A 24,349-nucleotide genomic window follows, 5' to 3' on the forward strand; every position below is an offset into this window, starting at 1 on the left:
TGGGCACGACACCGGCGGGCAGCACCTCGTCCAGCGGCGCCCGCTTCAGCCCGGCCGCCACCGCCTTGCGCAGGTAGGCCTGCGGCAGTTGCGCGCTCGTTGGGTAGACGGGGGTGAGCGCATCGGACAGCGGCGCGCCGAGGGTCACGACCTTGAACGCCGGATGCACCATCTCGCGCCCGAGGAAGCCGCCGCGCACCTCGCCCCGCACCCGCACCCGCGCCCCTGGGATCAACGCCTTCTGGTGCGACGGAAAGAAATGCACGAAGCGCAGCATCAGCTCGTCGCGGCCGCCTCGGTCGTCCACCAGCCAGACGACGAACTGCCGCCGCGCCCCCTGGATCGACGCCTCGCGCACCACCGCCTCGACCTGCACCGTGTCGCCCTCGCGCAGCGCGGACATGGGGGTCAGCCGCGTCTCGTCCTCGTAGCGCAGCGGCAGGTGCAGCGCCAGGTCGATGTCGCGCACGAGGCCGAGTTTCTCCATCGCCCGCTGGGGGGCGGACTTGGCGGCTTTCGCGGCCGGGGCTGGGGCGTCCTTAACGTCCACGGGGGGCGAGGTGCTCGCGCAGCCAGGCGGCGAATTCGTCTTCGCCGATCTCGCTGCCCGCCAGCGCCAGCACAGCGACCGTCGCCTCAGCCTGCCCGGCGGTCAGGCGCCAACCGTTCAACCCGAGACACAGACCAACCCCGAGGAATGCCGCCCGCTTGTTGCCGTCCACGAACGGGTGGTTGCGCACCAGCCCGAACGCATACGACGCGGACAGCGCCGCCAGATCAGGATCGCCGTAGGTCGCGAGGTTCTGCGGTCGCGCCAAGGCCGAATCGAGCAAGCCCTCGTCACGCAGCCCGGACAACCCGCCGTGCTGCGCCAGGCTCTCGTCGTGCAGCAGCATCAGCATGCGCTTGTCCACCCAGCGCCAAGGCGTGTTGGCGGCGGTGCTCATTTGGCCAGTGCGCGGAAGGTGTCGCGGTACTCGCGCATGAACTCGCGGCCCATGTCGAGCTGGTCCTCGAACGAGGGATCGAACGAGGTCAGTGCCACACCATCCGGGGTGTCGGTGACGAACAGCACGTCGCCCTTCTCCAGCTTGAGCCGTGCCAGCAGCTCCTTGGGCAGAATGACACCGACCGAGTTGCCGATCTGGGTAAGCTTCAATGCGTGCATGACAGACTCCGTGTCCATGTCGTCGAGGTTATAACTGCCGTTATATTCTGCACCTCCCCGAACCCGCCCGCAAGCCACCGCCCCGTACCACCGTGACCCCTGTGCCTCCCGTGTCCTACACCGTCGCCGACTTCGATTTCGACCTCCCGCCCGCGCTGATCGCCCAGCACCCCGCCGCCGAGCGCAGCGCCTCCCGCCTGCTCGATGGCCGCACGCTGCCCGCCGTCGAGCGCGTGTTCCGCGAGCTGCCGACGCTGCTGGAACCCGGCGACCTGCTCGTCTTCAACGACACCAAGGTGATCCGCGCCCGGCTCTACGGCGCGAAGGACACGGGCGGCTCGGTCGAGGCGCTGGTCGAGCGCGTGCTGCCCGGGGCGGCGGACGGCCGGCACGAGGTCTGGGCGCACCTGCGCGCCAGCAAGTCACCGAAGGCGGGGCAGACGGTGCATTTCCGTGACGCGCAGGGGGCCACGTTCGCGGCCGAGGTGCTCGGGCGCTGCGGGCCGGAGGGTGGGCTGTTTCACCTGCGCCTGCCGGGCGACGCGCTCGCGCTGCTGGAACGCTTCGGCCACATCCCGCTGCCGCCCTACATCACGCACGCGGACGACGCGGACGACGCCCGCCGCTACCAGACCGTCTTCGCCCGCCACCCCGGCGCCGTCGCCGCGCCGACCGCTGCACTGCACTTCGACGAAGGCGTGCTCGCGGCGCTGGACGCACGGGGCATCGGCCGGGCCAGCGTGACGCTGCACGTCGGCGCCGGCACCTTCCAGCCGGTGCGCGTGGACACCATCGCCGACCACCGCATGCACAGCGAGTGGTTCGACGTGCCGCAGGCCACCGTGGACGCCATCGCCGCCACCCGCGCCCGGGGCGGCCGGGTCGTCGCGGTTGGCACCACCACGCTGCGCTCGCTCGAATCCGCCGCGCTAGGCGGCACGCTGCAGGCCGGCGCCCGCGAGACCGACATCTTCATCACGCCGGGGTTCCAGTTCCGCGTCGTGGACCGGCTGGTGACCAACTTCCACCTGCCGCGCAGCACGCTGATGATGCTGGTCAGTGCCTTCGCCGGCCACGGCACCATCCGCACGCTCTATGCCGAGGCGATTGCGCGCCGGATGCGCTTCTTCAGCTATGGCGACGCCATGTTGCTCCAGCGTGCAGCAACGGGCGGCAACACCGGCGATCCAGCCGGCAACAGCGCTGCTCCAGGCTGGCAAAAGCACGGCGCAGCTTGATCCTGCGCAAGGGCGCGGCATGGCCTGGCCGTAACTTGGCGGCATCCGAACACCACGCGGCCCGTGCGCCGCTTCAGGAGCCCCCATGAAGATCGCCTTTCATCCCACCCTTGCCGCCGTCGCACTGCTGTGTGCCGCCGGAGTCGCCCAGGCCGACCAGGCCAGGGACGACGCCATGCTCGCCCTGGCCAGCAAAAGCGGCTGCATGACCTGCCACCACATCGATCCGGGTGGCAAGGGCCCGGACGGTCTGGCCCCGATCGGCCCGGCCTGGAAGGACGTGGCGGCCAAGTACAAGGGCGACAAGAAGGCGCTCGACGCACTGACCGTGACGGTGCTCAAGGGCTCCAATCCCTACGAAAGCCACTGGAAGGGCAAGGCCTCCGGGCTGGCGATGCCGCCGAACGCCGTGGCGATCAAGGAAGCCGACGCGCGCAACCTGGTCAAGTGGATCCTGGGCTTGCAGCCGAGCTGAATCTGAACTGAAGCGGACAGCAGGTCCGGCGGCGGTCGGGTCTGCGATGATCCTGTCCGCCGATGAACACCGCTGCCGCCCGCCTCTTCGCTGCCGTCCTGAGCCTGCTCGCGCTGTGCGGGCTGCTGGCATCACTGGCGCCAGCCGTCGCCCGCGCTGAACATGGCAAGCTCCCCGCGGAAGGTCACGCGCCCCCGGTGATCGAGTTGCGGGAGGCGCTGTTCACCCACGACCTGCGCACCGCGCCGGTGCCTGTTCCGCTGCCCGATACCTGGAGCGCCCGCGGTCTGGACGACACCGGCATCGGCCACTACCGCAGCCGCATCAGCCTCGACACCGCGCCCACCACCATGTGGGCGCTGTGCATGGCCCGGCTCAGCGATGTGCACGAGGTGCGCCTGAACGGCTGGCTGGTGAGCGGGTCGACGCTGGAACACATCGACCCGGTCGTCGCGGGCGGCCACCCGACGATGCAGTGGATCAGCCTGCCGCCGCACCTGCTGCGGGCCGGCGTGAACCACGTGGAGCTGTCGGTGGCCCACAGCAGCCGCGGCGGCCTGTCCACGGTGATGATCGGCCCCGCCGCCGCGATGGCCGAGGGCTACCTCACACGGCTGCGCCTGTCGGTCATGCTGCCGATCTGGCTGAACGTCGCGGGTACCGCGCTGGCGGTGTTCCTGCTGCTCATCTGGTGGCGCCGACGCAGCGAGCGCCTGCTGGGCAGCTTCGGGACGCTGTGGGTACTGATCGCCGCGTGCAACATCGCGCACTACAACATGGTGGACAGCGCGTCACCACTGGCCGTTGCCGCACTCTTCGGGCTGCAAGTGGTCTCGGGTGCGCTGCTGTGCCGGAGTGCGATGGTGCTGTCCGGGCGCCGCCACGCCGTCGCCGCAGGCATCCTGCAGATCAGCACCGTGGTGCTGCTGGCGATGGCCGTCTGGGGCGGACTGACGGACTCGCTGGAGGACGTGCGCGCCGGCAGCTATCCGATGGTGTTCACTGGAGTGGCACTGTCGCTGATGCCGCTGTGGCGAGAAACCAGCCGGCTGCGGTTGCCTCTGCGCTGCGCATTGGCCGCAGCCGTGGTGGGGTCGATGCTCTCCGCGCTGCACGACTATCTCTACTGGCGCGGCATGACCTCGGTGATGGACGCCTACTGGCTGCCCTACGCACTGCCGGTGTCGCTGGCCATCGTCGGCGGGGTGCTGATCAAGCGGCTGGTCGGCGCGCTGCACCAGGTGGAGCAACTCAACGCCGACCTGGAACGCCGTGTCATCGAGCGCACCGAAGCGCTGCAGCAGGCCAACCAGGCCAAGACCCGCTTTCTCACCGCCGCCAGCCACGACCTGCGCCAGCCCGTCGTGACGATCGGGCTGCTGATCGACCTGATGCGCGAGCAGGTGCCCCTCGCGCTGCGGCCGATGACCGACCGGGTCAACGAGGCCGTGTCGTCCATGGAGGACCTGCTCAAGGGCCTGCTCGACCTGTCGCGGCTGGACGCTGGCACCATGCGCCCGCGGTTGCAGACGGTGGCGCTGCAGCCCCTGTTCGATGCCATCGCCAGCCACGACGGCGAGACGGCCCGGCGCAAGGGCATCGCATTGCGCTTCCGGCCAACGCGCGAGGCGGTGTTGTCCGACCCGGTGATGCTGGAGCAGATCCTGCGCAACCTCGTCAGCAACGCGGTGCGTTACACGGAAAGCGGCGGTGTGCTGGTGGCGGCGCGGCGCCGCGGGGAGGAGCTGTGCATCGAGGTCTGGGACACGGGACACGGCATTCCGGCGGCGCACCAGCGCACCGTCTTCGAGGAATTCGTGCAACTCTCCGACCAGCGCGGCGAGCGCCCCGTGGCGAGGCAGTCGGGCCACAGCGGCGATGGCAGTCGCGGGCTCGGCCTGGGGCTGTCGATCGTGCAGCGAAGCGCCACCCTGCTCGGCCACCGGCTGCAACTGCGCTCGCGGCAGGACCATGGCAGCTGCTTCTCGATCCTGGTGCCGCGTGCGCGAACGCACCTGCCGCAGCCGATCAGCGTGTCGGGTGATGCACGTCCACTCGCGGACCTGCGCTTGACCGTGGTGGAGGACGAACCCGCGGTCCGGGTGGCGCTCCGGGCAAGGCTGGAAGCCTGGGGTGCCGTGGTCGAGACGCATGATGGCCTGACGCCATTGCGGCGCAGCCTGGCCGCACGGCCGCGGGGCCACGTCGGCATCGACCTGCTCATCACCGACCACCGGCTGCGTGGCGCGACCGGCATCGAGGTGATCGAGGCGGTGCGGCGTTACGGCGGGCCGGTCCCCGTGCTGGTCATCACGGGCGACACCGCGCCGGATGACATCGCGCTGATGGCGGCCAGCGGTCTGCAGGTGTTGCACAAGCCTTTCCGGGCCGATGCACTGCTCGCGGCAATCACGCGCGCGCTGGGTTGATGCCAGTCTGGGGCTCCGCGTTCAGAATTTGGCTTGCAGACCCACCGACACCGACACGACCCGGCGTGTGCTGGCGGTGGACCGGGCGTTGTAGAGCATCGGCACCTCGCCCAGCAGTTGGCGGTGCATGTATTGCCCGCGCACCACCACGGACAGCGCAGGGTCGAAGGCGTGTGCGGCCTCGCTGACGAGCAGCGCATTGCGCGTCTGGCGCTCGGTGGCGCCGGTGCGCTGCCACTGCTGCAGCTCGCCGCCCAGCGCCAGCCGCCAGGGCGCGACGGTCCAGTGCACGGCCGCGCCAGCGTGGCCATAGACGGAGCGGTAGCGGGTCTCCTCCAGCACATCGACGGCCAGCAGCGTGTTGGGCACGCTGACAATGAGCGCCTTGGGACAGTCCGGCATCGGCAGCGCGTTGAGGCGCTCGTCCCCGAACTGCAACTGGTAGGTGCAGCCCGAAATCGTGGCCTTGCCGCTGACGACCGAGCGGGTGACCGCGCTGGTGCCAACGCCCGCGAAGCCGCTGAGCGTCCAGCGGGGGTCGGCCAGGCGGGCGCGGCCGATGAGGTCCAGCTGCCACTGCAGGTCGCGTGGCTGGACCAGCTCCATTTCGGTGAGACGGGCTTTCAGGCCACTGACCTTGAGCGACGCGTTGGTGCTCTGCAGCAGGTGGTCGGACCGGTTGCCCCAGGCGCCCAGCCGCACACCCCAGCGCAGGGCATCGGCCGCCGTGGTGTCGCCCGGCTCGAACTGCACCGCCGAGTGCCAGCTTTGCACGCGGTAGTCGTTGCTCTTGTCGTGGAGCGCGCGCTGGTGGCCACCCAGCTCGAAAGACCACGGCCCCGAGGTCAGGTGCAGCCGGGCTGCCGTGGTCTGCCCGGCTCGCCGGTCGATGCGGGCGGCATCGAAGAGCGCCTGGGTCACATCCCCGACCGCCTCGACCGTCCACCGGGTGGGGGCCTTCGGATCGTCGCCAAGGTCCAGCAAGGCATCCAGCGGCGCCGCACCCGCCAGACTGGCAAAGCCGCCGCACCCGGCGGTCACGGCGATGACGGCAACCGCCAACCGGGCACGGGGCAGCATCACGCGCTCAGAACGTGACGAGACCGGAGACCGCGATGCCGCTGACCTTGCGGGCCACGGCGTTGCTGCCCGGCACCTTGACCGCCACCTTGCCAACACCCAGGCGGGTGCCATCGGCGTGGCGGAAGTCCATGTCGGCGACCACGACCTTGACCCGGAAGGTGCCTGTCTCGGCGAGCACCTTGTTGATCAGGGAGGTGTTGTCCGGGAAGTGCTTGCGCATGCCGCTGGCCAGTTTCTGCAGATCGATGCCCAGACCGCTGGCACCATTGGCCAGCAGCGGCGTGCCGACCCCTTCCAGCGGTGCGCTGCCGGTGCCGATCTGGATGCCGGTGGCGGTCTGCAAGTACAGGTGCAGCCTGGAATCGCTGCGGATCGCTGCACTGACCGAGCCATTGGTGTTGCGGGTCAGCACCACCTTGTCGATGGCGCCCTGCATCAGGCCGCCGGTGGCCGTGTTCTCGATCTCCAGCGCCAGCGACACCACCGCACCACCGCGCGGCAGCGCCAGCACCGTGCTGTCCAGCGGCAGCGTCACATGGCTCAGGGTCGACAGGGTCTGCCCGGGCAGGCTCAGACCAGCGGCGAATTGCGCCAGCGTGTAGTCCGCGGCTTCACCCGTCAGCGGGGCGATGGTCACGGCGTCCCCCTTGACGGACACGTACTGCGGCTTGCCCATCTCGACCGTGTCATTGGCCTTGCCACGGCCTTCTTCGACCTTGGTGTCGTCGTCCAGATCGGTGTCACCGACGATGTTCACGGCAGCGCCACTGCTCAGGTCATTGAGCGCGTCGGCCAGCGTCGTGCGCTTCTTGATGTTGGCGGCGAGCGTGGTGATGCCGGCGGCGGCCAGCGACTTGGCGTTGCCCAGCGCCTTTTCGGTCCAGATGGCCGCGCCGGAGCTGTTCTTGTTGCCGGCGCGCAGTCCCGCTTCGGCGGCAGCGCCGACGAGGCTGCCCAGGTCCGTGTCGCTGCCGAAGGCGGTGCCGGTGCTCGCCTTCACATGCGCAGCCATGGCGATGGTGGCGGCCTTGAACGCAGCGGCCGAGTCGCCACCGGCGCTGGCGACGATTTCCGAGATGTCGTTGAGGATCTTGGCGATGGCCGCGGCGGTCGTGGCACGGGCGACGTCCTTGGTCGGGTCGAAGGTCGCGACATCGATGCCACCCAGGCCCAGCTTGGTCAGCACGGCCTTGAACTCCTCGTCGCTCAGGCCGCTGACGGCCCGCATCGTCGTGAAGGGCGAGACCACCAGGCTGCCGGCCAGCGCGCGGTACTGGCCCTTCGGCACCTTCATCGTGCTCTTGTCGTAGCCGGTCCCCGCGGTGCTGACGATCGACGCGAAGCAAGCCCGGTCGAAGGTGTATGTACCGTCAGCATCGGTGGTCGCGCTGGACTCGCCGGTGTCGAGGACGCCGTTCTCGTTGCCGTCACAGAAGATGGTGGCACCGACGATCAGGTCATCGACCAACACCCCGCTCAGTGCGCTGGCCGATGCGCCTGGCGTACCAGCGTCGGGTGTGGCGGTGGGCGAGTCACCGCCGCCGCACGCGGACAGGCCCAGGGCGAGAACAATGGAAGCAGACAGCAATCGAAGTTGGGGCATGGCGAGATCCAGGGTGAAAAGACGTTCCCGACTTTCACTCCCGGACACGACCAGCTGTCGCCACAAAAACAGCGGAGTCCACCCCCAGTTCCGCACTTCACCGCGGCCGGCGGCCCTGTGCGTGCCTACTCGTCGCCCATGTAGCCGAGCTGCCCCGTCAGCACCGAGCTGCCAGCACGCTCCAGCGTGCGCGCACGGCTGGTCACCAGCCCGACCATGTCCGCCAGCTTGGCGCCCGAGCCACGCATGGCTTCGGCCAGCGCGTCCAGCACCTTGTCATGGGCATTGCCGCGCTGGACAGCAGATGCGGCCACCAGCGGCTGGCTCAGCGCGTCGGTGATGGGCGCCGGGTTCACGCCCATCAGCTTCAGCACGCTGCCGACCGTCGCCTGGGCGTTGGCGATGTTGGCCGGCGTGATCGTGGCGCCCAGCGTGCGTGCGGTCGCCTTGGCCATGAACGTGGCCGGCGCGGTGCCGGCGAGTTGCGCCACCAGCAGCTCCGTCAGCGGGGTGATGTGCGCCGTCACGGCGGGTGTGCCGGCGTTGCCGATGGCGACGGAGTGCAGCGTCCAGGCCCCGTCCGCGGACACCGCCTCCAGCACGCAAGGCAAGGCGCCCTCGCCCACCTCCAGCACATAGGCGCCACTGGATCCGCTCGTCGCCGAGGCCGTCGGCCCCGACGCGCACCGCGCCGTCACCTTGGCATCCACCAGCGCCGCGCCCTGCGCCACCACCCCGCTGATCCGCACCGGTGCGGCGCTGCTCGCCACGCTGTCGGCGCTGCCCGAGGATCCCCCGCCACCACACGCCACCAGCACCATCAAGCTGCCCGCAGCCGCTGTCCACCCGATCGTCTTCATCTGCGCTCCTCGTTCCGCTTGCGAACGACCGGTCAGGCAGCGTGCAGTCCTGCACGGCCAAAGTTCACGGTCCGGGAGAGAGGATGCAGAGCCCGCGAGGGGGTCAACAATCGTTCATTCGGAAGGGGGCAGGGGCGGTTTTGCCGATTGCGCCGGTGATTTCCGGATCGGCGGGGCAGAGGCCATGCAGCGCCCCGGAGACTGGGGGGCAACCGGGGGGTCGCCTTCCCCCGTCATTTCCGGGCAGCCAAGCCCTTGCTCGGCGGCGACAGGCCGCGCTGGTGGTCCTCCAGCGCCAGCAGCAGACTCGTCCGGTGCTCTCGCGCCACGACACGCCACGGCAGTCCGGACTGCGCTCTGACAGCCTCAGTGAAACAGCTTGGCGCCGAGCGTAAACGCGCCAGCAACCAGCGCGGAGAGCGAGCCCATCAAGGCCCACAGCTGGGTGGGCTTCAGCGCTCCAACAAGCTGACCAACGGTCATTTCAGCCGGAGCGATGACGGGAAAGGTCTTGCCAGGCGCGGCCGTCAGCTTCTGCTTCCACGAGGCCAGGACACCATTGAACTCGGTACTGCTCAGAAATGCGGGATCCAGCTTTGCCTTGATGACATACCAGTCGAAGCCGTTTTCCAGCAGGCCATCCTGGCGCACCCCATCCTCCGCGATCACCAGCAGCGGAATTTTCTGCGCGTAGGCCAACGCAGCCTCAATCTGGTTCCACGGTGTTGCAAACTTGATGTCGTGCAATGGCACTGCCTTGGGGGAGTCACGCCGTTCCGTGCCAGTACCCAGGTGGACACGTTCGAGCGCGATGACCACGGCGCCCTTGCAGGACCCCATCAGCTTGTTGACGCCAATGAACGGAGAGTCGGCCGTGAAATAGGTGCGTCCGACGGTCTGGGGCACGAGCCCCTCGGTCCGGAGTCGCTCTTCAATGGCCCGCACGAACGCTTCCTGGGCCGGCGTTGCCGTGGTACCCACACTCACGAAAATATTCATGCGTGCTCCCGAATGGCGCAGGGCCAGTGCAGCAGAAACGTGACTTGGACCTAGCGTCGCAAAGCATAGACCCCCGCCCTGCGCCAGTCCACCAGAACCCGCCCAGCCGATCGCAAACTTCCGTGCCCCGTGCCGCTGCTACAGTCGCCCGCGACATGACCATCCCCATGCACGACACCCATTGGCCCCACGGCGCCACGCTGATCGTCGATGACGAACCCGGCATGCGCCACTTCCTTGAAAAAGCGCTGGCGCCCCGCTTCGGCCAGGTCCACACCGCGGGCAGCGCCGAGGAAGGCCAGACCCTCGTCAGCACCCACCGCTACGACCTCGTCATCCTCGACATCACCCTGCCCGGCAAGAGCGGCCTGGTCTGGCTGCGCGAGTTGCGCGAACAGGGCTACGGCGGCGAAGTGGTGCTGATCACTGCCTTTGCCGACCTGGACGTGGCGATCGAGGCCCTGCGGGCCGGGGCATCGGACTTCATCCTCAAACCCTTCCGGCTGGCGCAGATCCTCAACGCCGTGCAGCAAGGCATGGAGCGCTCGCGCCTGACGCGCGAGAACTACCTGCTGCGCCGCTCGCTGCAATCGCTCCAGTCGCAGCAGCCGGCCGAGCTGCCGCTGGTGGGCCACTCGCTGGCGATGCGCCGGCTGGGCGACGCGCTGGCGCGGGTGGCGCAGGTGAACAGCCCCGTGCTGCTGCTCGGCGAATCGGGCACCGGCAAGGAACTCGCCGCGCAGACCATCCACGACCGCAGCACCCGCGCCGCCGGGCCGTTTGTCCACATGCACTGCAGCGGCCTGCCGCCCGAGCTGCTGGAAAGCGAGCTGTTCGGCCACGCCCCCGGCGCCTTCCCCGGCGCGACGCAGGCCCGCGACGGCCTGTTCCATTACGCCCAGGGCGGCACGCTCTTCCTCGACGAGGTGGGGGAGCTGCCGCTGTCGGTGCAGGCCAGCCTGCTGCGGGTGCTGGAGGAACGCCAGGTGCGGCCCTTGGGCAGCCAGCAGAAGAGCCCGGCGGACGTGCGCATCGTCGCCGCCAGCCACCAGGATCTGTCGGAGGCCGTGGCAGCGGGCCGTTTCCGCACGGACCTGTATTACCGGCTGCAGGTGGTGGAGATCGCCCTGCCCCCGCTGCGCGCGCACAAGCAGGACCTCGGGCTGCTGTTCGAGCACTTCGTCCGGCTGCTGGCGCCGCAGCTGGGTGCCGCGCCGCTGGCCCTGAGCGACGAGGAACTCGCCTACCTGCGCCAGTACGACTGGCCCGGCAATGTGCGCGAGCTGCGCAACTTCGTCGAGCGCTCGCTGATCCTCGGCAGGCTCAACGTCACGGCGCTCTACCAGGCCCCCGAGCCGGTCGAACCACCGGACCCGGTGCAGGGCACCACCGACCTGCACACGCTGGAGAAGCAGCACATCCTGCGCGTGCTCGCCTCGGTGGACGGCGACAAGGGCCGTGCGGCCGAGCTGCTGGGTATCTCGCGGCGCACGCTGGAGCGGCGCGTGGCGGAATGGGCGGCAGCCGGCTGAAGCGGTGATGACGCACTCGATCCGCAACCGGCTGCTCGCGCTCACGCTGGTGCCGCTGCTGGGCGTGCTGCCGCTGCTGGGACTGATCCTGCTGCTGTGGGGCAACACGGCCATCGACGGGCTGCTGATCGGCAAGATCCGCAGCGATCTGGCGGTCGCACAGGGCTACTTCGACCGCGTGCTGGCCGAGGTCGGCAGCGGCACGCAGGCGGTGGCCGAGTCCTACCGGCTGCAGCGCGCGCTGGCCACGGCGCTGCCCGGGCGCGGCGCGGCACTGGATGGCCTGCTGGCCCAGGCACAGCAGGAGCACGGCCTCGATTTCCTGCAACTGCTGCCGCCGGACGCGGTGGGCGTGGCCGGCAACAGCACCTCGGTGGCCGTGCTGCCCGCGGCGCAGCTCGACGTGCTGTCGCCAGGGCTGGCCGAACAATCCCGCATCACGCTGGTGGCCACCGAGGGTGCGGCGTACACCGACCGCACCGCCGAAGACCGTGGCCTCGTCCTCGTCGCCCACGCCCGCGTCACCGGGGCCGCGGGCGAAACCGTCGGCTGGCTGCGCGGCGGCGTGCTGCTCAACCGCAACCTCGGCTTCATCGACCACATCAACGAGATCGTCTACCCCGAAGGCTCGCTCGCCTTCGGCAGCCAGGGCACCGCCACGCTCTTCCTCGACGACGTGCGCGTCAGCACCAACGTGCGGCTGTTCGCCAACGACCTCGGTGACCCGGCGGCGGAACGGGCGATCGGCACCCGCGTGTCGGCAGCCGTGCGCGAGGCGGTGCTCGGGCGCGGCGAGACCTGGCTGGACCGGGCTTTCGTGGTCAAGGACTGGTACGTCTCGGGCTACCTGCCGCTGGCGGATGCCGGCGGGCGGCGGGTCGGGATGCTCTACGTCGGGTTTCTGGAGCGGCCGTTCGTCGCGGCGAAATACGCCGTGCTGGCGGGCATCGGGGCGGTGTTCTTTGCGGTCATGCTGCTGGCGGCGTGGTGGTCGCTGCGGGCGGCGGGGCGCATCTTCCGGCCGCTGGAGCAGATGACGGCGACGATGCGCCGCGTCGAATCCGGCGAGGCCACCGCCCGCGTCGGCCCGGTCACCCCGCCCGACGAGATCGGCCGGCTGGCGACGACGCTGGACCACCTGCTGGATGTCGTCGACGACAAGACCCGCGCCTTGCAGCGCTGGGGCGACGAGCTGGACCACAAGGTGGCCGACCGCACCGCCGAGCTGCAGGCCGCCCAGCAGCAGCTCGTGCGCAGCGAGAAACTCGCCGCCATCGGCCAGCTCACCGCCAGCATCGCCCACGAGATCAACAACCCGATCGCGGTGATCCAGGGCAACCTCGACCTGCTGCGCCTGACGCTCGGCGACCACGCCACCCCGGTGCGCGACGAGATCCGCCTGATCGACGCGCAGGTCGAGCGCATGCGGCTGATCGTCACGCAACTGCTGCAGTACGCACGGCCGAACGAGTACGCCGGTTATGTCGAGCGGCTGGACGCGGCCGAGGTGGTGCAGGACAGCCTGGTGCTGGTGCGGTATCTGCTGGAGCGCGAGCGGGTGCGGCTGGACAACCGCTGCATGCTGGGCAGCGCGCCGAGGGTAGCGATCAACCGGCAGGAGCTGCAGCAGGTGCTGATCAACCTGATGGTGAACGCCGTGCAGGCGATGGCGGAGGGGACCGACCGGGAGCGGGTGCTGACGCTGGCGTTGCGCGAGGCGGTGGACGGCGCCGTCTGCATCGAGGTGGCCGACACCGGGCCGGGGCTGGACGAGGCGACACGGGCGGCGCTGTTCCAGCCATTCTTCACCACCAAGCGGGATGGCAACGGGCTGGGGTTGTGGATCAGCCGGGGATTGCTGGAGCGTTACGGCGGGGAGCTGCGCGCAGCCAACCCGGCGGTGGGCGACCCGGCCGAGGCCGGGCCGGGTGCCGTCTTCACGATCTGCCTGCCAGCCGACGCGCCATCGACCCCACCTTGACCAGTGCCTCCCCATCGATCACGACCGTGCCGCGCACCGTGCAGGTCGTCTCCAGCAGCACCCGCCCGCGCTCGGGCTGCACTTCCTTGACGCGCACCGTCGCATGCACCGTGTCGCCCGGCCGCACCGGCGCCTTGAAGCTCAGGCGCTGGTCGAGGTAGATCGCGCCCGGGCCGGGCAGCTTGTTGGCGACCGCGGCCGAGATCACGCTGGCGGTGAGGAAACCGTGCGCGATGCGGCCCTTGAACACCGTCTGCGACGCAAATTCCTCGTTGGTGTGGATCGCATTGCCGTCGCCGGAGACGCCAGCGAAGAGGACGATGTCGGCTTCGGTGATGGTCTTGGAGAAGGTGGCCGTCATGCCGACCGAGAGGTCTTCGACGTCGTAACCGTTGAGATCGTTCATGAATGGGTGTCCGGGTTCAGTGAATGCGCTCGCGCAGCGCCTTGAGTTCGCCGACGATGCCGCGCCGGAAGGCCAGCACGCAAATGACGAAGATCGAGCCCATGATCACCGTGACCCAGGAGCCGACCTTGTCGGCGAGTTCGTTCTCCAGCAGCACGATGACGGCCGCGCCGACACCCGGGCCGAGGATGGTGCCCAGGCCGCCCAGCAGCGTCATCAGGACCACCTCGCCGGACATGTGCCAATGCACGTCGGTCAGCGACGCGAGCTGGAACACCAGCGCCTTCATCGACCCCGCCAGCCCGGTGACCGCCGCCGAGATCACGAACGCGACCAGCTTGTAGCGCTCGACCTGGTAGCCCAGCGAGATGGCACGCGGCTCGTTCTCGCGGATGGCCTTGAGCACCTGACCGAACGGCGAATGCACCGTGCGGTAGATCAGCGCGAAACCGGCGAAGAACACGGCGAAGACGAAGTAGTACATCGCCAGGTTGTCGCTCAGGTCGATCAGGCCGAACAGCTTGCCGCGGGGCACGCCCTGCAGCCCGTCCTCGCCGCCGGTGAACGGCAGTTGCAGCGCGAAGAAGAACACGAGTTGCGCCAGCGCCAGCGTGATCATCGCGAAGTAGATGCCGGCGCGGCGGATCGCCACCCAGCCGAAGACGGCGCCCAGGCCGGCGCCGACCACGGTGCCGGCCAGCAGCCCGAGTTCAGGCGACCAGCCCGCTTCCTTCACCAGCCAGGCGCAGACGTAGGCCGCGCCGCCAAAGAAGGCGGCGTGGCCGAAGGACAGCAGCCCGGCAAAGCCCAGCAGCAGGTTGAAGGCACTGGCGAACAGCGCGAAGCACAGCAGCTTCATCAGGAAGGTCGGGTACGCCACGAAGGGCGCGACCAGACCGACCGCCAAGAGCAGGCCGAACATCAGACCGGCCTGGGATTTCGAGGATGCGACAACGGGTTTCATGGGGATGGCTCCTTCAAGCCTGTTTGCCGAACAGACCTGCCGGGCGCAGCAGCAGCACCACGACCATGATCACGAAGATCACCACCGCCGACGCTTCGGGGTAGACCACCTTGGTCAGCCCCTCGATGACGCCCAGCCCCAGCCCGGTGACGATGGAACCCAGGATCGAGCCCATGCCGCCGATCACGACCACCGCGAACACGACGATGATCAGGTTCGAGCCCATGAGCGGGTTGACCTGCACCACCGGCGCGGCCAGCACGCCGGCAAACGCCGCCAGCGCCACCCCCGCCCCGTAGGTCAAGGTGACCAGCACCGGCACGTTGATGCCGAGGGCCTGCACCAGCTCGGGCCGCTCGGTGGCGGCGCGGAGCGTGGCGCCAAGCCGGGTGCGCTCGATCAGGTACCAGGTGACGGCGCACACGCTCAGCGCGGCGACCACCACCCAGCCGCGGTACAGCGGCATGAACATGAAGCCAAGGTCCACGCCGCCCTGCAGGAGTTCCGGCACCGGGTAGCTCTGGCCCGAACTGCCGTAGAGGTTGCGGAACACGCCCTCGCCGATCAGCGCCAGCCCGAAGGTCAGCAGCAGGCCGTAGAGGTGGTCGAGCTTGTAGAGGTGCTTGAGCAGCAGCCGCTCGATCAGGATGCCCAGCGCGCCGACCACCAGCGGCGACACGACCAGCGCCGCCCAGTAGTTGAGGCCGAAGTACTCCAGCCCCAGCCACGCAACGAAGGCGCCGATCATGTACAGCGCGCCGTGCGAGAAGTTAATGATGTTGAGCAGGCCGAAGATGACCGCCAGCCCCAGGCTCAGCACGGCGTAGAACGAGCCGTTGATCAGCCCGAGCAGCAGCTGGCCGAACAGTGCCTGGGAGGAGATGCCGAAGAGTTCCATCGTGGCCTGCCTTTCTTGTGATCGCCGGGGGTTACTTCTTGGCGATCAGCGCGCACTTCGACGCCGACAGCGGCTGGAAGGCCTCGGCGGCGGGGATCGTGGCGCGCACGTTGTAGTAGTCCCACGGCGTGGTGGACTCGGCCGGCTTCTTGACCTGCAGCAGGTACATGTCATGGACCATGCGACCGTCCTCGCGGATGGTGCCGTTCTTGGCGAAGAAGTCGTTGACCGGCGTCTTCTTCATCTGGGTCATCACCTTGGCGGTGTCATCCGTGCCCGCCGCCTTGACCGCCTTCAGGTAGTGCATGACGGACGAATACTGGCCCGCCTGGATCATCGTCGGCATGCGCTTGTGCTGGTCGAAGAAACGCTTGGACCAGGCGCGCGTGTCGTCGTTGAGGTTCCAGTAGAAGCCTTCGGTCAGGTACATCGACTGCGTGGCCTTCAGGCCGAGCGAATGCACGTCGGTGATGAACATCAGCAGGCCGGCGAGCTGCTGCTTCGGGGTGATGCCGAACTCGGCCGCCTGCTTGATCGAGTTGATCGTGTCGCCACCGGCGTTGGCCAGGCCGATGATCTGCGCGCCGGAGGACTGGGCCTTCAGCAGGAACGAGGAGAAGTCCGAACCCGGGAACGGGTGGCGCACGGCGCCGACCACTTCACCGCCATTGGCCTTGACCACGTCGGTCGCGTCCTTCTCCAGCGAATGGCCGAAGGCGTAGTCGGCGGTCAGGAAGAACCACTTCTTGCCACCGGCCATGGTGACGGCCTTGGCGGTGCCGTTGGCGACCGCGTAGGTGTCATAGGTCCAGTGGACGGTGACGTCGTTGCAGTCCTCGTTGGTGATGCGGGTCGAGGCAGCGCCCGAGACCAGCGCGATGCGGTTCTTTTCCTTGGCGATCTTCTGCACGGCCAGCGCGACCGAGGTCGTCACCAGCTCGGAGACCACGTCCACCTTGCCTTGCTCGAACCACTCGCGGGCCTTGTTGGCAGCGATGTCGCCCTTGTTCTGGTGGTCGGCGGAGACGATCTCGATCTTGAACGAGGGCTTTTCCTTGGCGTTGAAGTCGTCGATCGCCATCTGGGTGGCGATGACGGTGCCCTTGCCGGCCACGTCCGAGTAGGTGCCGGACAGGTCGGTCAGCACGCCGATCTTGACGACGCCGTCAGAGACTTGCGCAGAGGCAGCGCCCACCGTGGCGAGGGCCAGGCCGAGGGCTTGAAAGAGGGGCTTGAGCTTGAGTGTCATGGGGTGTCTCCTGAAGGGGATCGTGGTGTTTCGGGGCACGGGAAAACAGGGGAATGGGGTCAGACGCCGAGCATCTGGTGCAGCATCTCGGTGCGCGACGGCAGCTCTTCCTTGGTCACGGTCGCGACGATGGCGCCGTGCTCCAGCACGATGTGCCGGTCGGCCAGCGGCGCGGCGAAGCGGAAGTTCTGTTCGATCAGCAGGATCGTGTAGCCGCGTGACTTCAGCAGCCGCAGCACCTCGCCGAGCTTCTTGACGATCACCGGCGCCAGCCCTTCGGTGATCTCGTCGAGCAGCAGCAGCTTGGCGCCGGTGCGCAGGATGCGGGCCATCGCCAGCATCTGCTGCTCGCCACCCGACAGCCGCATGCCGGGGCTGTGGCGGCGCTCGTGCAGGTTGGGGAACAGCGTGTAGATCTCGTCCAGCGTCATGCCGCCCGAGGCGACCTGCGGCGGCAGCATCAGGTTTTCCTCGGTGGTCAGGCCGGAGAAGATGCCGCGCTCTTCGGGGCAGAAGCCGATGCCGAGCCGCGCGATGCGGTGCGGCGCCATCGCGGTGATGTCGGTGCCGTTGAACATGATCTTGCCGGTGCGGCGGCCGACCAGCCCGAGGATGGACTTCATCGTCGTGCTGCGCCCGGCGCCGTTGCGGCCGAGCAGCGTGACCAGCTCGCCCCGGTTCACGGTCAGGTCGATGCCGTGCAGGATGTGCGACTCGCCGTAGAAGGCATGCAGGTCGGTGATGCGCAGCAGCTCGCCACCGGGCGTGAAGGCGCTGGCGCCCGAGGGGATGGCCGTCATGCTTCGACTCCGACGTAGGCTTCGAGGACGCGGGGATCCTTGGACACGACCGCGTACGGCCCTTCCGCCAGGATCTGCCCGCGCTGCAGCACGGTGATGCGGTCGCACAGCGTTTCGACCACCGACAGGTTGTGCTCGACCATCAGGATGGTGCGGCTCTTCGAGACCTTGCGGATCAGCGCGGCGATGCGGTCCACGTCCTCGTGGCCCATGCCCTGCGTCGGCTCGTCCAGCAGCATCAGCTCCGGGTCCAGCGCCAGCGTGGTGGCGATCTCCAGCGCCCGCTTGCGGCCGTAGGGCATCTCGGCGGTGACGGTGTTGACGTATTCGCCCAGGTCCACCGACTCCAGCAGCTCGACCGCCCGGTCGTTGAGCGAATTCAGGGTGTTCTCGGATTTCCAGAAGTGGAAGGAGTTGCCCACCTTGCGCTGCAGCGCCACGCGCACGTTCTCCAGCACCGTCAGGTGCGGAAACGTCGCCGAGATCTGGAACGAGCGGATCACGCCGCGGCGGGCGATCTGCGCCGGCTCCTCGCGGCTGATGTCGATGCCGTTGAAGGTGATCGTGCCGCGGGTGGGCTGCAGGAACTTGGTCAGCAGGTTGAAGACCGTCGTCTTGCCGGCACCGTTGGGGCCGATCAGGGCGTGGATGTGGCCACGCTGCACGTTCAGGTTCACGTCCTGCACGGCGGCGAAGCCCTTGAATTCCTTGGTCAGACCGACGGTCTGCAGGATGAAATCGGAGGAACTGGATGACATGCCGCGCTCCTCAACCGATGGCCGAAGCCGACTTCATCTGCTCGCGCAGCATGAACTTCTGGATCTTGCCGGTGGACGTTTTCGGCAGGACGCCGAAGACCACCCGCTTGGGCACCTTGAAACGCGCCATGCCGAGGCGGCAGTGTTCGATGATCTCGGCCTCGGTCACCTCCGAGCCTTCGCGCACTTCCAGGAAGGCACACGGCACCTCGCCCCACTTCGGGTCCGGCGCCGCGACCACGGCTGCGACCAGCACGGCCGGGTGGCGGTAGAGCACCTCTTCCACCTCGACGCTGGAGATGTTCTCGCCGCCGGAAATGATGATGTCCTTGCTGCGGTCCTTGATCTTCACGTAGCCGTCCGGGTCCATCACGGCGAGGTCGCCGGTGTGGAACCAGCCGCCGCGGAAGGCCTCGGCGGTGGCTTCCGGGTTCTTCAGGTAGCCCTTCATGACGACGTTGCCGCGGAAGAAGATCTCGCCCATCGTCTCGCCATCGGCTGGCACGGGCTGCAGCGTCTCGGGGTCGAGCACGGCGATCGCTTCCTGCATCGCGTGCGCCACGCCCTGGCGCGCATTCAGCCGGGCGCGTTCGCCGATCGGCAGATCCGCCCACGCTTCCTGCTTGGCGCAGACCGCCGCCGGGCCGTAGACCTCGGTCAGGCCGTAGACGTGGGTGATGTCAAAGCCGATGCGCTCGCAGCCTTCGATGATCGCGGCCGGCGGTGCGGCCCCGGCGATCAGGCCGTTCACCGTGTGCGTGATGCCGGCGCGCAGCGACTCGGACGCGTTGATCAGCAGGCCGTAGACGATCGGCGCGCCGCACAGGTGGGTGACGTGGTGCTCGCGGATCAGCGGGAAGATCAGCGTCGGATCAATCCGGCGCAGGCAGACGCTGGTGCCGGCCTGCAACGCCATCGTCCAGGGGAAGCACCAGCCGTTGCAGTGGAACATCGGCAGCGTCCACAGGTAGGTCGCGTGGCGCGGCATGGCCCACGTCACCACGTTCGACACCGCGTTCAGGTAGGCGCCGCGGTGGTGCGTGACGACGCCCTTGGGGTTGCCGGTGGTGCCGCTGGTGTAGTTCAGGGCGATGGCGTCCCATTCGTCGCCGGGCAGCGACCAGACGAATTCAGGGTCGCCTTCTTTCAGGAACTCGTCGTATTCCTTCTCGCCGAGGAACACGCCCGCGTCGTATTCGGCGTCCGCCACGTCGATCACCAGCGGCTTGGGGCCGGTCATCAGCGCCAGCGCCCGCTTGACGGTGGACGAAAACTCGCGGTCGGTGAACAGCACCCTGGCTTCGGCGTGGTCGAGCTGGAAGGCGATCGCCTCGGCGTCGAGCCGGGTGTTGAGCGTGTTGAGCACGGCGCCCGACATCGGCACGCCGAAATGGCACTCGTACATCGCCGGCGTGTTCGGCAGCATCGCCGCCACCGTGTCGCCGACCTGCACGCCGCGGCGCTGCAGCGCGCTGGCGAGCTGGCGGCAGCGGGTGTAGGTCTGGCCCCAGGTCTGGCGCAGCGCGCCATGGACCACGGCGACCCGGTTCGGATAGATGTGCGCCGTGCGTTCCAGAAAACTCAGCGGGCTCAGGGCGACATGGTTGGCGCTGTTGCGCTCCAGGCCCTGGTCATAGGCATTCGCTCGCATGTGCATGTGTCGGCGTCTCCATCGATCGGAATCCGATGATCGGATGTGACTTTTGCAGCACCTCGGAGCGAATGTATCGAATGTTTGCGTCCTGACGCCGGGCTTGCAGCGGCTCCTAGAATGGTCCGCATGCACCCTGCCGACACCCCCGATTCCCTGCGCGAACAGCAGCGCCACGAGCTGCTGCAGGCGGGGCTCGACCTGCTGGACCAGGGCATCACGGTGTTCGACGCCGACCTGCGGCTGGTGGCCTGGAACCAGGCACTGCTGCGGCTGCTGGAGTTCCCGGAAAACCTGACCTACGTCGGCGCGCCCTTCGACAGCTTCATGCGCTACAACGCCGAGCGCGGCGAGTACGGGCCGGGCGATGTCGAGGCACTGGTGGCCGAGCGGGTCGGCATGGCGCGCACCTTCCAGCCGCACCGCACCGAACGCGAGCGCCCGAACGGCCAGATCCTGTCGGTGCGCGGCGAGCCGCTGCCGCACCACGGCTTCATCACGCTCTACACCGACATCACCGCCCAGCGCCGCTACGAACGCATGATCCGCGAGCAGAACGCCGAGCTGGAACGCCGCGTCGCCCAGCGCACCGCCGAGCAGCAGACCAGCAACCGCCAGTTGCGCAGCGCCCACGAGGCCAACCAGCAGATCACCGCCGCCCTGCGCCGCAGCGAAGAGCGGCTGCGCCTGATCACCGACACCGTGCCGGCCATGATCGGCTACTTCGACCGCGACGAGGTCTACCGCTACGTCAACAAGGGCTACGCCGACTGGTTCGGCCACAGCAAGTCCCGCGTGCTCGGACGCACGATCGCCGAAGTCGTCAGCCCCGAGGTCTACGCCGCCGTCTCGCCGCACGTCGCCCTCGCCCTGCAGGGCCAGCGGGTCACCTACGAATACGCCACCACCGGCGCCACCGGGCGCTCCATGCACGCCCGCAGCGAACTGGTGCCCGAGGTCGGGCCGGACGGCGAGGTGCTGGGCTGCTTCGTGCTCTCGGTGGACATCACGCAGCTCCGCGACGCGCAGGCCGCTGTCGTGCAGGCGCAGAAGATGGAAGCCGTGGTCCAGCTCACCGGCGGTCTGGCGCACGACTTCAACAACATGCTGGCGGTGATGATCGGCAACCTGGCCGCCCTGCGCGACCGCCACCCGGACGACCCGGACACGGCCGAGTTCCTGATGCCCGCGCTCAAGGCCGCGCACAGCGGCGCCGAGCTGATCCGCCGCCTGCTCACCTTCGCCCGCAAGCAGCCGCTGGCACCGCAGCCGGTGGACGTGGCGGAGCTGATCGACGACGCGGTGCACCTGCTGCGGCGCTCGCTGCCGGATGCCGTGCAGGTGGTGGTGGTGCCGCCCGAGTCGGGCGCCCCGACGCTGGCGCTCACCGATGCGCACCAGCTGGAGAGCGCGCTGGTCAACCTCGCCATCAACGCCCGCGACGCCATGCCCGAAGGTGGCGAGCTGCGCATCGAGGCCCGCCCGGTGCATCTCGGCCGGCTGGCGGCCGCGGCGATCGACGTTTCGCCCGGCGACTACGTGCGCATCACCGTCACCGACACCGGCATCGGCATGGACGCCGCCACGCAAGCCCGCGTCTTCGAGCCCTTCTTCACCACCAAACGCTTCGGCAGCGGCAGCGGGCTGGGCCTGTCGATGGTCTACGGCTTCGCCAAGCAGAGCGGCGGCGGCGTGATCCTGCACAGCCGGCTCGGTGAAGGCACGCAGGTCAGCCTGCTCCTGCCGCAGACCGGCCAGCCGAGCCACGACACCGAACTGTCGGACGAACCCAGCGCCCCGCTGAACCCGGCCAGCTTGCCCGGACCGGCCACCGCCCTGACCGACCGGCCGCTGGTCCTGCTGGTCGAGGACAACGACGAACTGCGCCGCGTCATCCGCCGCCAGCTCGTCGGCCTGGGCTACCCGGTGATCGAGGCCGCGCACGCGGAAGAGGCCCTGGATCTGCTGCAGAACGTGCCGGACATCGGCCTGCTGATCAGCGACATCGTCATGCCCGGCCGGCTCGACGGGCGCGCGCTCAGCCGACAGGCCCGCCTGAGCCACCCCGACATGCACATCCTGCTGATCAGCGGCTACGCCGACGAGATGAACCTGTCCACCCACGGCGACGCACCGCACCTGCTGCGCAAGCCGTTTTCGAGCAGCGAGCTGGGCGACGCGCTCGACCAGCTCGACACCCCGTGAACGCCCGACCATGAGCGCGCGCATCTACATCGTCGAAGACAACCCGGAGGTCGCCCGGCTGCTGAGCACCGTGCTGCGCGACTTCGGCTTCGACACCGATGTCTGCCGCAACGCCGCGGAGCTGCGCCAGCAACTGCGTGTCGGCAAGCCGGACCTCTGCATCATCGACCTCGGCCTGCCCGACGCCGACGGCATGGACCTGGTGCAGGAACTCCAGCGCCGCCACGACTGCGGCCTGCTGATCCTCACCGGCCGCGCCTACCTCGGCGACCGGGTGATGGGGCTGGAGCTGGGCGCGGACGACTACGTCACCAAGCCCTTCGAGCCGCGCGAGCTGGTGGCCCGCGTGCGCAGCATCCTGCGCCGACGCGGTGGCGCCGCCAGCGTGCCCCACGAAGAACGCCGCCCGGCCGAAGCGCATTTCAGCGGCTGGGTCTTCCATCCCGACACCAACACCCTGCGCGGCAACGGCCAGCAGGAATGGACCCTCAGCTCGGGCGAGGCCAAGCTGCTCTGCACCTTCCTGCAGCGCCCGAACCGCATCCTGGCGCGCGAGCAGATCTGCGGCGACCCGGACCTCTCGCCGCTGGACCGCAGCATCGACGTGCGCATCTCGCGCCTGCGCCGCAAGCTCGAAGTCGATGCGCAGAACCCGAAGCTGATCCGCACCGTCTATGGCGCGGGCTACCTGTTCGCCAGCGAAGTCACCTGGGCTTGACGGGCGTGAGGCCGGCTCAGGTCACCCGCTCGGGGTGGCTGTAGAGCGTGGCCCGGTCGCCGCGCACGAAGCCGGCCAGCGTCATGCCCGCCGCCTCGGCCGTGCGCACCGCCAGCCCGGTCGGCGCGGACACGGCGGCCAGCAGCCCGACACCGGCGCTTGCCGTCTTGTAGACCATCTCGTAACTGGCGCGGCTGGTCACGGCGATGAAGCCATCGGCCGGGTCGGCCTCCGCCAGCGCCATGGCGCCGATGAGCTTGTCGAGCGCGTTGTGGCGGCCGACATCCTCGCGGATCCACCGCACCGCGCCGTCCAGCCCGCACCAAGCGGCGGCGTGGGTGGCGCCCGTCGCCTGCGACAGCGTCTGGTGCGCCGGCATCTCAGCCATCGCGCGGGCCAGCGCCGCGGCGGACACCTCCACCGGCACCACCTCGCGCCGCACCGGGCGGATCGCCTCGGCCAGGCTCTCGGTGCCGCACAGCCCGCAGCCGGTGCGCCCCGCCAGCGTGCGGCGGCGCTCCTTCAGGCGCATGAAGCAGCGCAGCGTCACCTTCAGCTCCAGCGACAGGCCTTGTTCCGGCACGCCCGCCAGCGACTCGGACACGCTCAGGTCGCTGGACGTGGTCTCGCAGTCGAGCAGGTCTTCCGGGCTGTCGATGATGCCTTCGGACAGCGAGAAGCCGAGCGCGAAGTCCTCCAGATCCTGCGGCGTGGCCAGCATCACGGCGTGGGAAATGCCGTTGTAGACCAGGGCGACGGGGACTTCTTCGGCAAGACAGACGGGCAGTTCTTCGAGGCGCCCAGTGTTGCGCACGGCGGCGGACCGCCGGGTCATCGGGGCGAACGCGGGAGAGGACGGGTCAGGAACAGGCATGCGGTGATTCTGGCATCGAGCCTCTGCAAGCGTAACGTGCGAGCCGGACACCCCCCTCGACTAAAGGATTGACTTCTCTTTATACAACGCCGAAAACAGATTACTCGTGCAACTAATGTTCATGAATGCACGGCACCATTCATTCGGGTGTTGAAGATCTGGCGGCCTAACCTACAATGAAAAAAAAAGTAGGCCGGCAAGCAGGCAGACAAAATATAAATGTAACTAATCATATGTATTTACGCTCAACCCATTGAGCGAATTCAATCCAGTATGGTCACCAAGGGATTCCGCTGTGATGCTATTGCTCATCTGTTCATTTCTTGTTTCATTGGCAGTCAACTGGTTGCTGGTACGGTCCGCCGACCGTCACGCCCACCTGTCCGGCGACACAGACAAGAATCAGCCGCAGAAATTCCACAGCCATGTCGTGCCACGCGTGGGCGGCATCGGCATCG

At 68.6% G+C, this 24,349-nt stretch carries 21 protein-coding genes and 1 pseudogene; 7 read left to right on the forward strand and 15 right to left on the reverse strand.

Features of this window, described 5'->3' with window-relative positions; all coding sequences use genetic code 11:
• The 3 genes and pseudogenes from RMP06_RS07905 to RMP06_RS07915 all read right to left on the reverse strand — a co-directional run.
• Positions 1 to 487, reverse strand: a pseudogene (locus tag RMP06_RS07905) (ATP-dependent DNA helicase RecG); the annotation flags it as partial.
• A 52-nt stretch (positions 488 to 539) separates the two neighbouring features.
• Positions 540 to 947, reverse strand: a complete 408-nt coding sequence (locus RMP06_RS07910; protein WP_310461226.1) for a type II toxin-antitoxin system death-on-curing family toxin — start codon at positions 945 to 947, stop codon at positions 540 to 542.
• Positions 944 to 1,168 carry an AbrB/MazE/SpoVT family DNA-binding domain-containing protein gene (locus tag RMP06_RS07915; RefSeq protein ID WP_310461227.1) on the reverse strand — a complete coding sequence of 75 codons (225 nt, stop codon included), beginning with the start codon at positions 1,166 to 1,168 and terminating at the stop codon, positions 944 to 946. The genes RMP06_RS07910 and RMP06_RS07915 overlap by 4 nt, the downstream gene beginning before the upstream one ends.
• Before the next feature lie 101 nt (positions 1,169 to 1,269).
• On the opposite strand from RMP06_RS07915, the gene queA reads away from it, so the two are divergent.
• The 3 genes from queA to RMP06_RS07930 all read left to right on the forward strand — a co-directional run bounded on the left by queA (position 1,270) and on the right by RMP06_RS07930 (position 5,310).
• A complete protein-coding gene (gene queA / locus RMP06_RS07920) occupies positions 1,270 to 2,406 on the forward strand; it encodes a tRNA preQ1(34) S-adenosylmethionine ribosyltransferase-isomerase QueA (RefSeq protein ID WP_409050121.1) in 1,137 nt (378 codons plus the stop codon).
• Between the two features lie 85 nt (positions 2,407 to 2,491).
• Entirely contained in the window at positions 2,492 to 2,881 is a 390-nt protein-coding gene (locus RMP06_RS07925; RefSeq protein ID WP_310461229.1) for a c-type cytochrome, read from the forward strand.
• Positions 2,882 to 2,943: 62 nt separating this feature from the next.
• Positions 2,944 to 5,310, forward strand: coding sequence for an ATP-binding protein (locus tag RMP06_RS07930; RefSeq protein ID WP_310461230.1), 2,367 nt, complete (start codon positions 2,944 to 2,946; stop codon positions 5,308 to 5,310).
• Between the two features lie 21 nt (positions 5,311 to 5,331).
• Here RMP06_RS07930 and RMP06_RS07935 read toward each other — a convergent pair whose 3' ends face one another.
• From RMP06_RS07935 to RMP06_RS07950, 4 genes are all read right to left on the reverse strand, one after another.
• Entirely contained in the window at positions 5,332 to 6,390 is a 1,059-nt protein-coding gene (locus RMP06_RS07935) for a hypothetical protein (RefSeq protein WP_310461231.1), read from the reverse strand.
• A gap of 7 nt (positions 6,391 to 6,397) precedes the next feature.
• The gene (locus RMP06_RS07940; RefSeq protein ID WP_310461232.1) at positions 6,398 to 7,996 is read right to left on the reverse strand and encodes a hypothetical protein; all 1,599 of its coding nucleotides are present in this window, start codon (positions 7,994 to 7,996) and stop codon (positions 6,398 to 6,400) included.
• A 125-nt stretch (positions 7,997 to 8,121) separates the two neighbouring features.
• Positions 8,122 to 8,856, reverse strand: coding sequence for a hypothetical protein (locus RMP06_RS07945; protein ID WP_310461233.1), 735 nt, complete (start codon positions 8,854 to 8,856; stop codon positions 8,122 to 8,124).
• A 366-nt stretch (positions 8,857 to 9,222) separates the two neighbouring features.
• Positions 9,223 to 9,855 (reverse strand): hypothetical protein, encoded by a 633-nt coding sequence (locus tag RMP06_RS07950; RefSeq protein WP_310461234.1) that lies wholly within the window; start codon positions 9,853 to 9,855, stop codon positions 9,223 to 9,225.
• Between the two features lie 155 nt (positions 9,856 to 10,010).
• Here RMP06_RS07950 and RMP06_RS07955 point away from each other — a divergent pair, with 155 nt between their 5' ends.
• Complete coding sequence (locus RMP06_RS07955; protein WP_310461235.1) at positions 10,011 to 11,387, forward strand: sigma-54-dependent transcriptional regulator; 1,377 nt, start codon at positions 10,011 to 10,013, stop codon at positions 11,385 to 11,387.
• Positions 11,388 to 11,394: 7 nt separating this feature from the next.
• Complete coding sequence (locus RMP06_RS07960; RefSeq protein WP_310461236.1) at positions 11,395 to 13,368, forward strand: cache domain-containing protein; 1,974 nt, start codon at positions 11,395 to 11,397, stop codon at positions 13,366 to 13,368.
• On the opposite strand, the gene RMP06_RS07965 is transcribed toward RMP06_RS07960, so the two are convergent.
• Genes RMP06_RS07965 through RMP06_RS07995 form a run of 7 tightly spaced genes read right to left on the reverse strand, consistent with a single transcriptional unit; the run spans position 13,325 to position 20,094 of the window.
• Positions 13,325 to 13,774, reverse strand: a complete 450-nt coding sequence (locus RMP06_RS07965) for a MaoC family dehydratase (protein WP_310461237.1) — start codon at positions 13,772 to 13,774, stop codon at positions 13,325 to 13,327. The two genes, RMP06_RS07960 and RMP06_RS07965, sit on opposite strands and share 44 nt — an antisense overlap.
• A 16-nt stretch (positions 13,775 to 13,790) precedes the next feature.
• A complete protein-coding gene (locus RMP06_RS07970; protein WP_310461238.1) occupies positions 13,791 to 14,738 on the reverse strand; it encodes a branched-chain amino acid ABC transporter permease in 948 nt (315 codons plus the stop codon).
• A 13-nt stretch (positions 14,739 to 14,751) separates the two neighbouring features.
• Complete coding sequence (locus RMP06_RS07975) at positions 14,752 to 15,636, reverse strand: branched-chain amino acid ABC transporter permease (RefSeq protein WP_310461239.1); 885 nt, start codon at positions 15,634 to 15,636, stop codon at positions 14,752 to 14,754.
• A 31-nt stretch (positions 15,637 to 15,667) separates the two neighbouring features.
• Entirely contained in the window at positions 15,668 to 16,885 is a 1,218-nt protein-coding gene (locus tag RMP06_RS07980; RefSeq protein WP_310461240.1) for an ABC transporter substrate-binding protein, read from the reverse strand.
• Between the two features lie 59 nt (positions 16,886 to 16,944).
• Positions 16,945 to 17,685: an ABC transporter ATP-binding protein gene (locus RMP06_RS07985; protein ID WP_310461241.1), complete on the reverse strand. Its 741-nt coding sequence runs from the start codon at positions 17,683 to 17,685 to the stop codon at positions 16,945 to 16,947.
• Positions 17,682 to 18,443 (reverse strand): ABC transporter ATP-binding protein, encoded by a 762-nt coding sequence (locus tag RMP06_RS07990; protein WP_310461242.1) that lies wholly within the window; start codon positions 18,441 to 18,443, stop codon positions 17,682 to 17,684. Before RMP06_RS07990 ends, RMP06_RS07985 begins: the two co-directional genes overlap by 4 nt.
• Before the next feature lie 10 nt (positions 18,444 to 18,453).
• The gene (locus RMP06_RS07995; RefSeq protein ID WP_310461245.1) at positions 18,454 to 20,094 is read right to left on the reverse strand and encodes an acyl-CoA synthetase; all 1,641 of its coding nucleotides are present in this window, start codon (positions 20,092 to 20,094) and stop codon (positions 18,454 to 18,456) included.
• Between the two features lie 129 nt (positions 20,095 to 20,223).
• On the opposite strand from RMP06_RS07995, the gene RMP06_RS08000 reads away from it, so the two are divergent.
• Positions 20,224 to 22,299 (forward strand): PAS-domain containing protein, encoded by a 2,076-nt coding sequence (locus RMP06_RS08000; protein ID WP_310461243.1) that lies wholly within the window; start codon positions 20,224 to 20,226, stop codon positions 22,297 to 22,299.
• A gap of 10 nt (positions 22,300 to 22,309) precedes the next feature.
• The gene (locus tag RMP06_RS08005) at positions 22,310 to 23,017 is read left to right on the forward strand and encodes a response regulator transcription factor (RefSeq protein ID WP_310461244.1); all 708 of its coding nucleotides are present in this window, start codon (positions 22,310 to 22,312) and stop codon (positions 23,015 to 23,017) included.
• 16 nt (positions 23,018 to 23,033) lie between these two features.
• Here RMP06_RS08005 and fdhD read toward each other — a convergent pair whose 3' ends face one another.
• Complete coding sequence (gene fdhD / locus RMP06_RS08010; RefSeq protein ID WP_409050120.1) at positions 23,034 to 23,891, reverse strand: formate dehydrogenase accessory sulfurtransferase FdhD; 858 nt, start codon at positions 23,889 to 23,891, stop codon at positions 23,034 to 23,036.
• Positions 23,892 to 24,349: the final 458 nt, after the last annotated feature.

The organism is Sphaerotilus sp., from assembly GCF_031429695.1.
GTDB lineage: Bacteria > Pseudomonadota > Gammaproteobacteria > Burkholderiales > Burkholderiaceae_C > Sphaerotilus.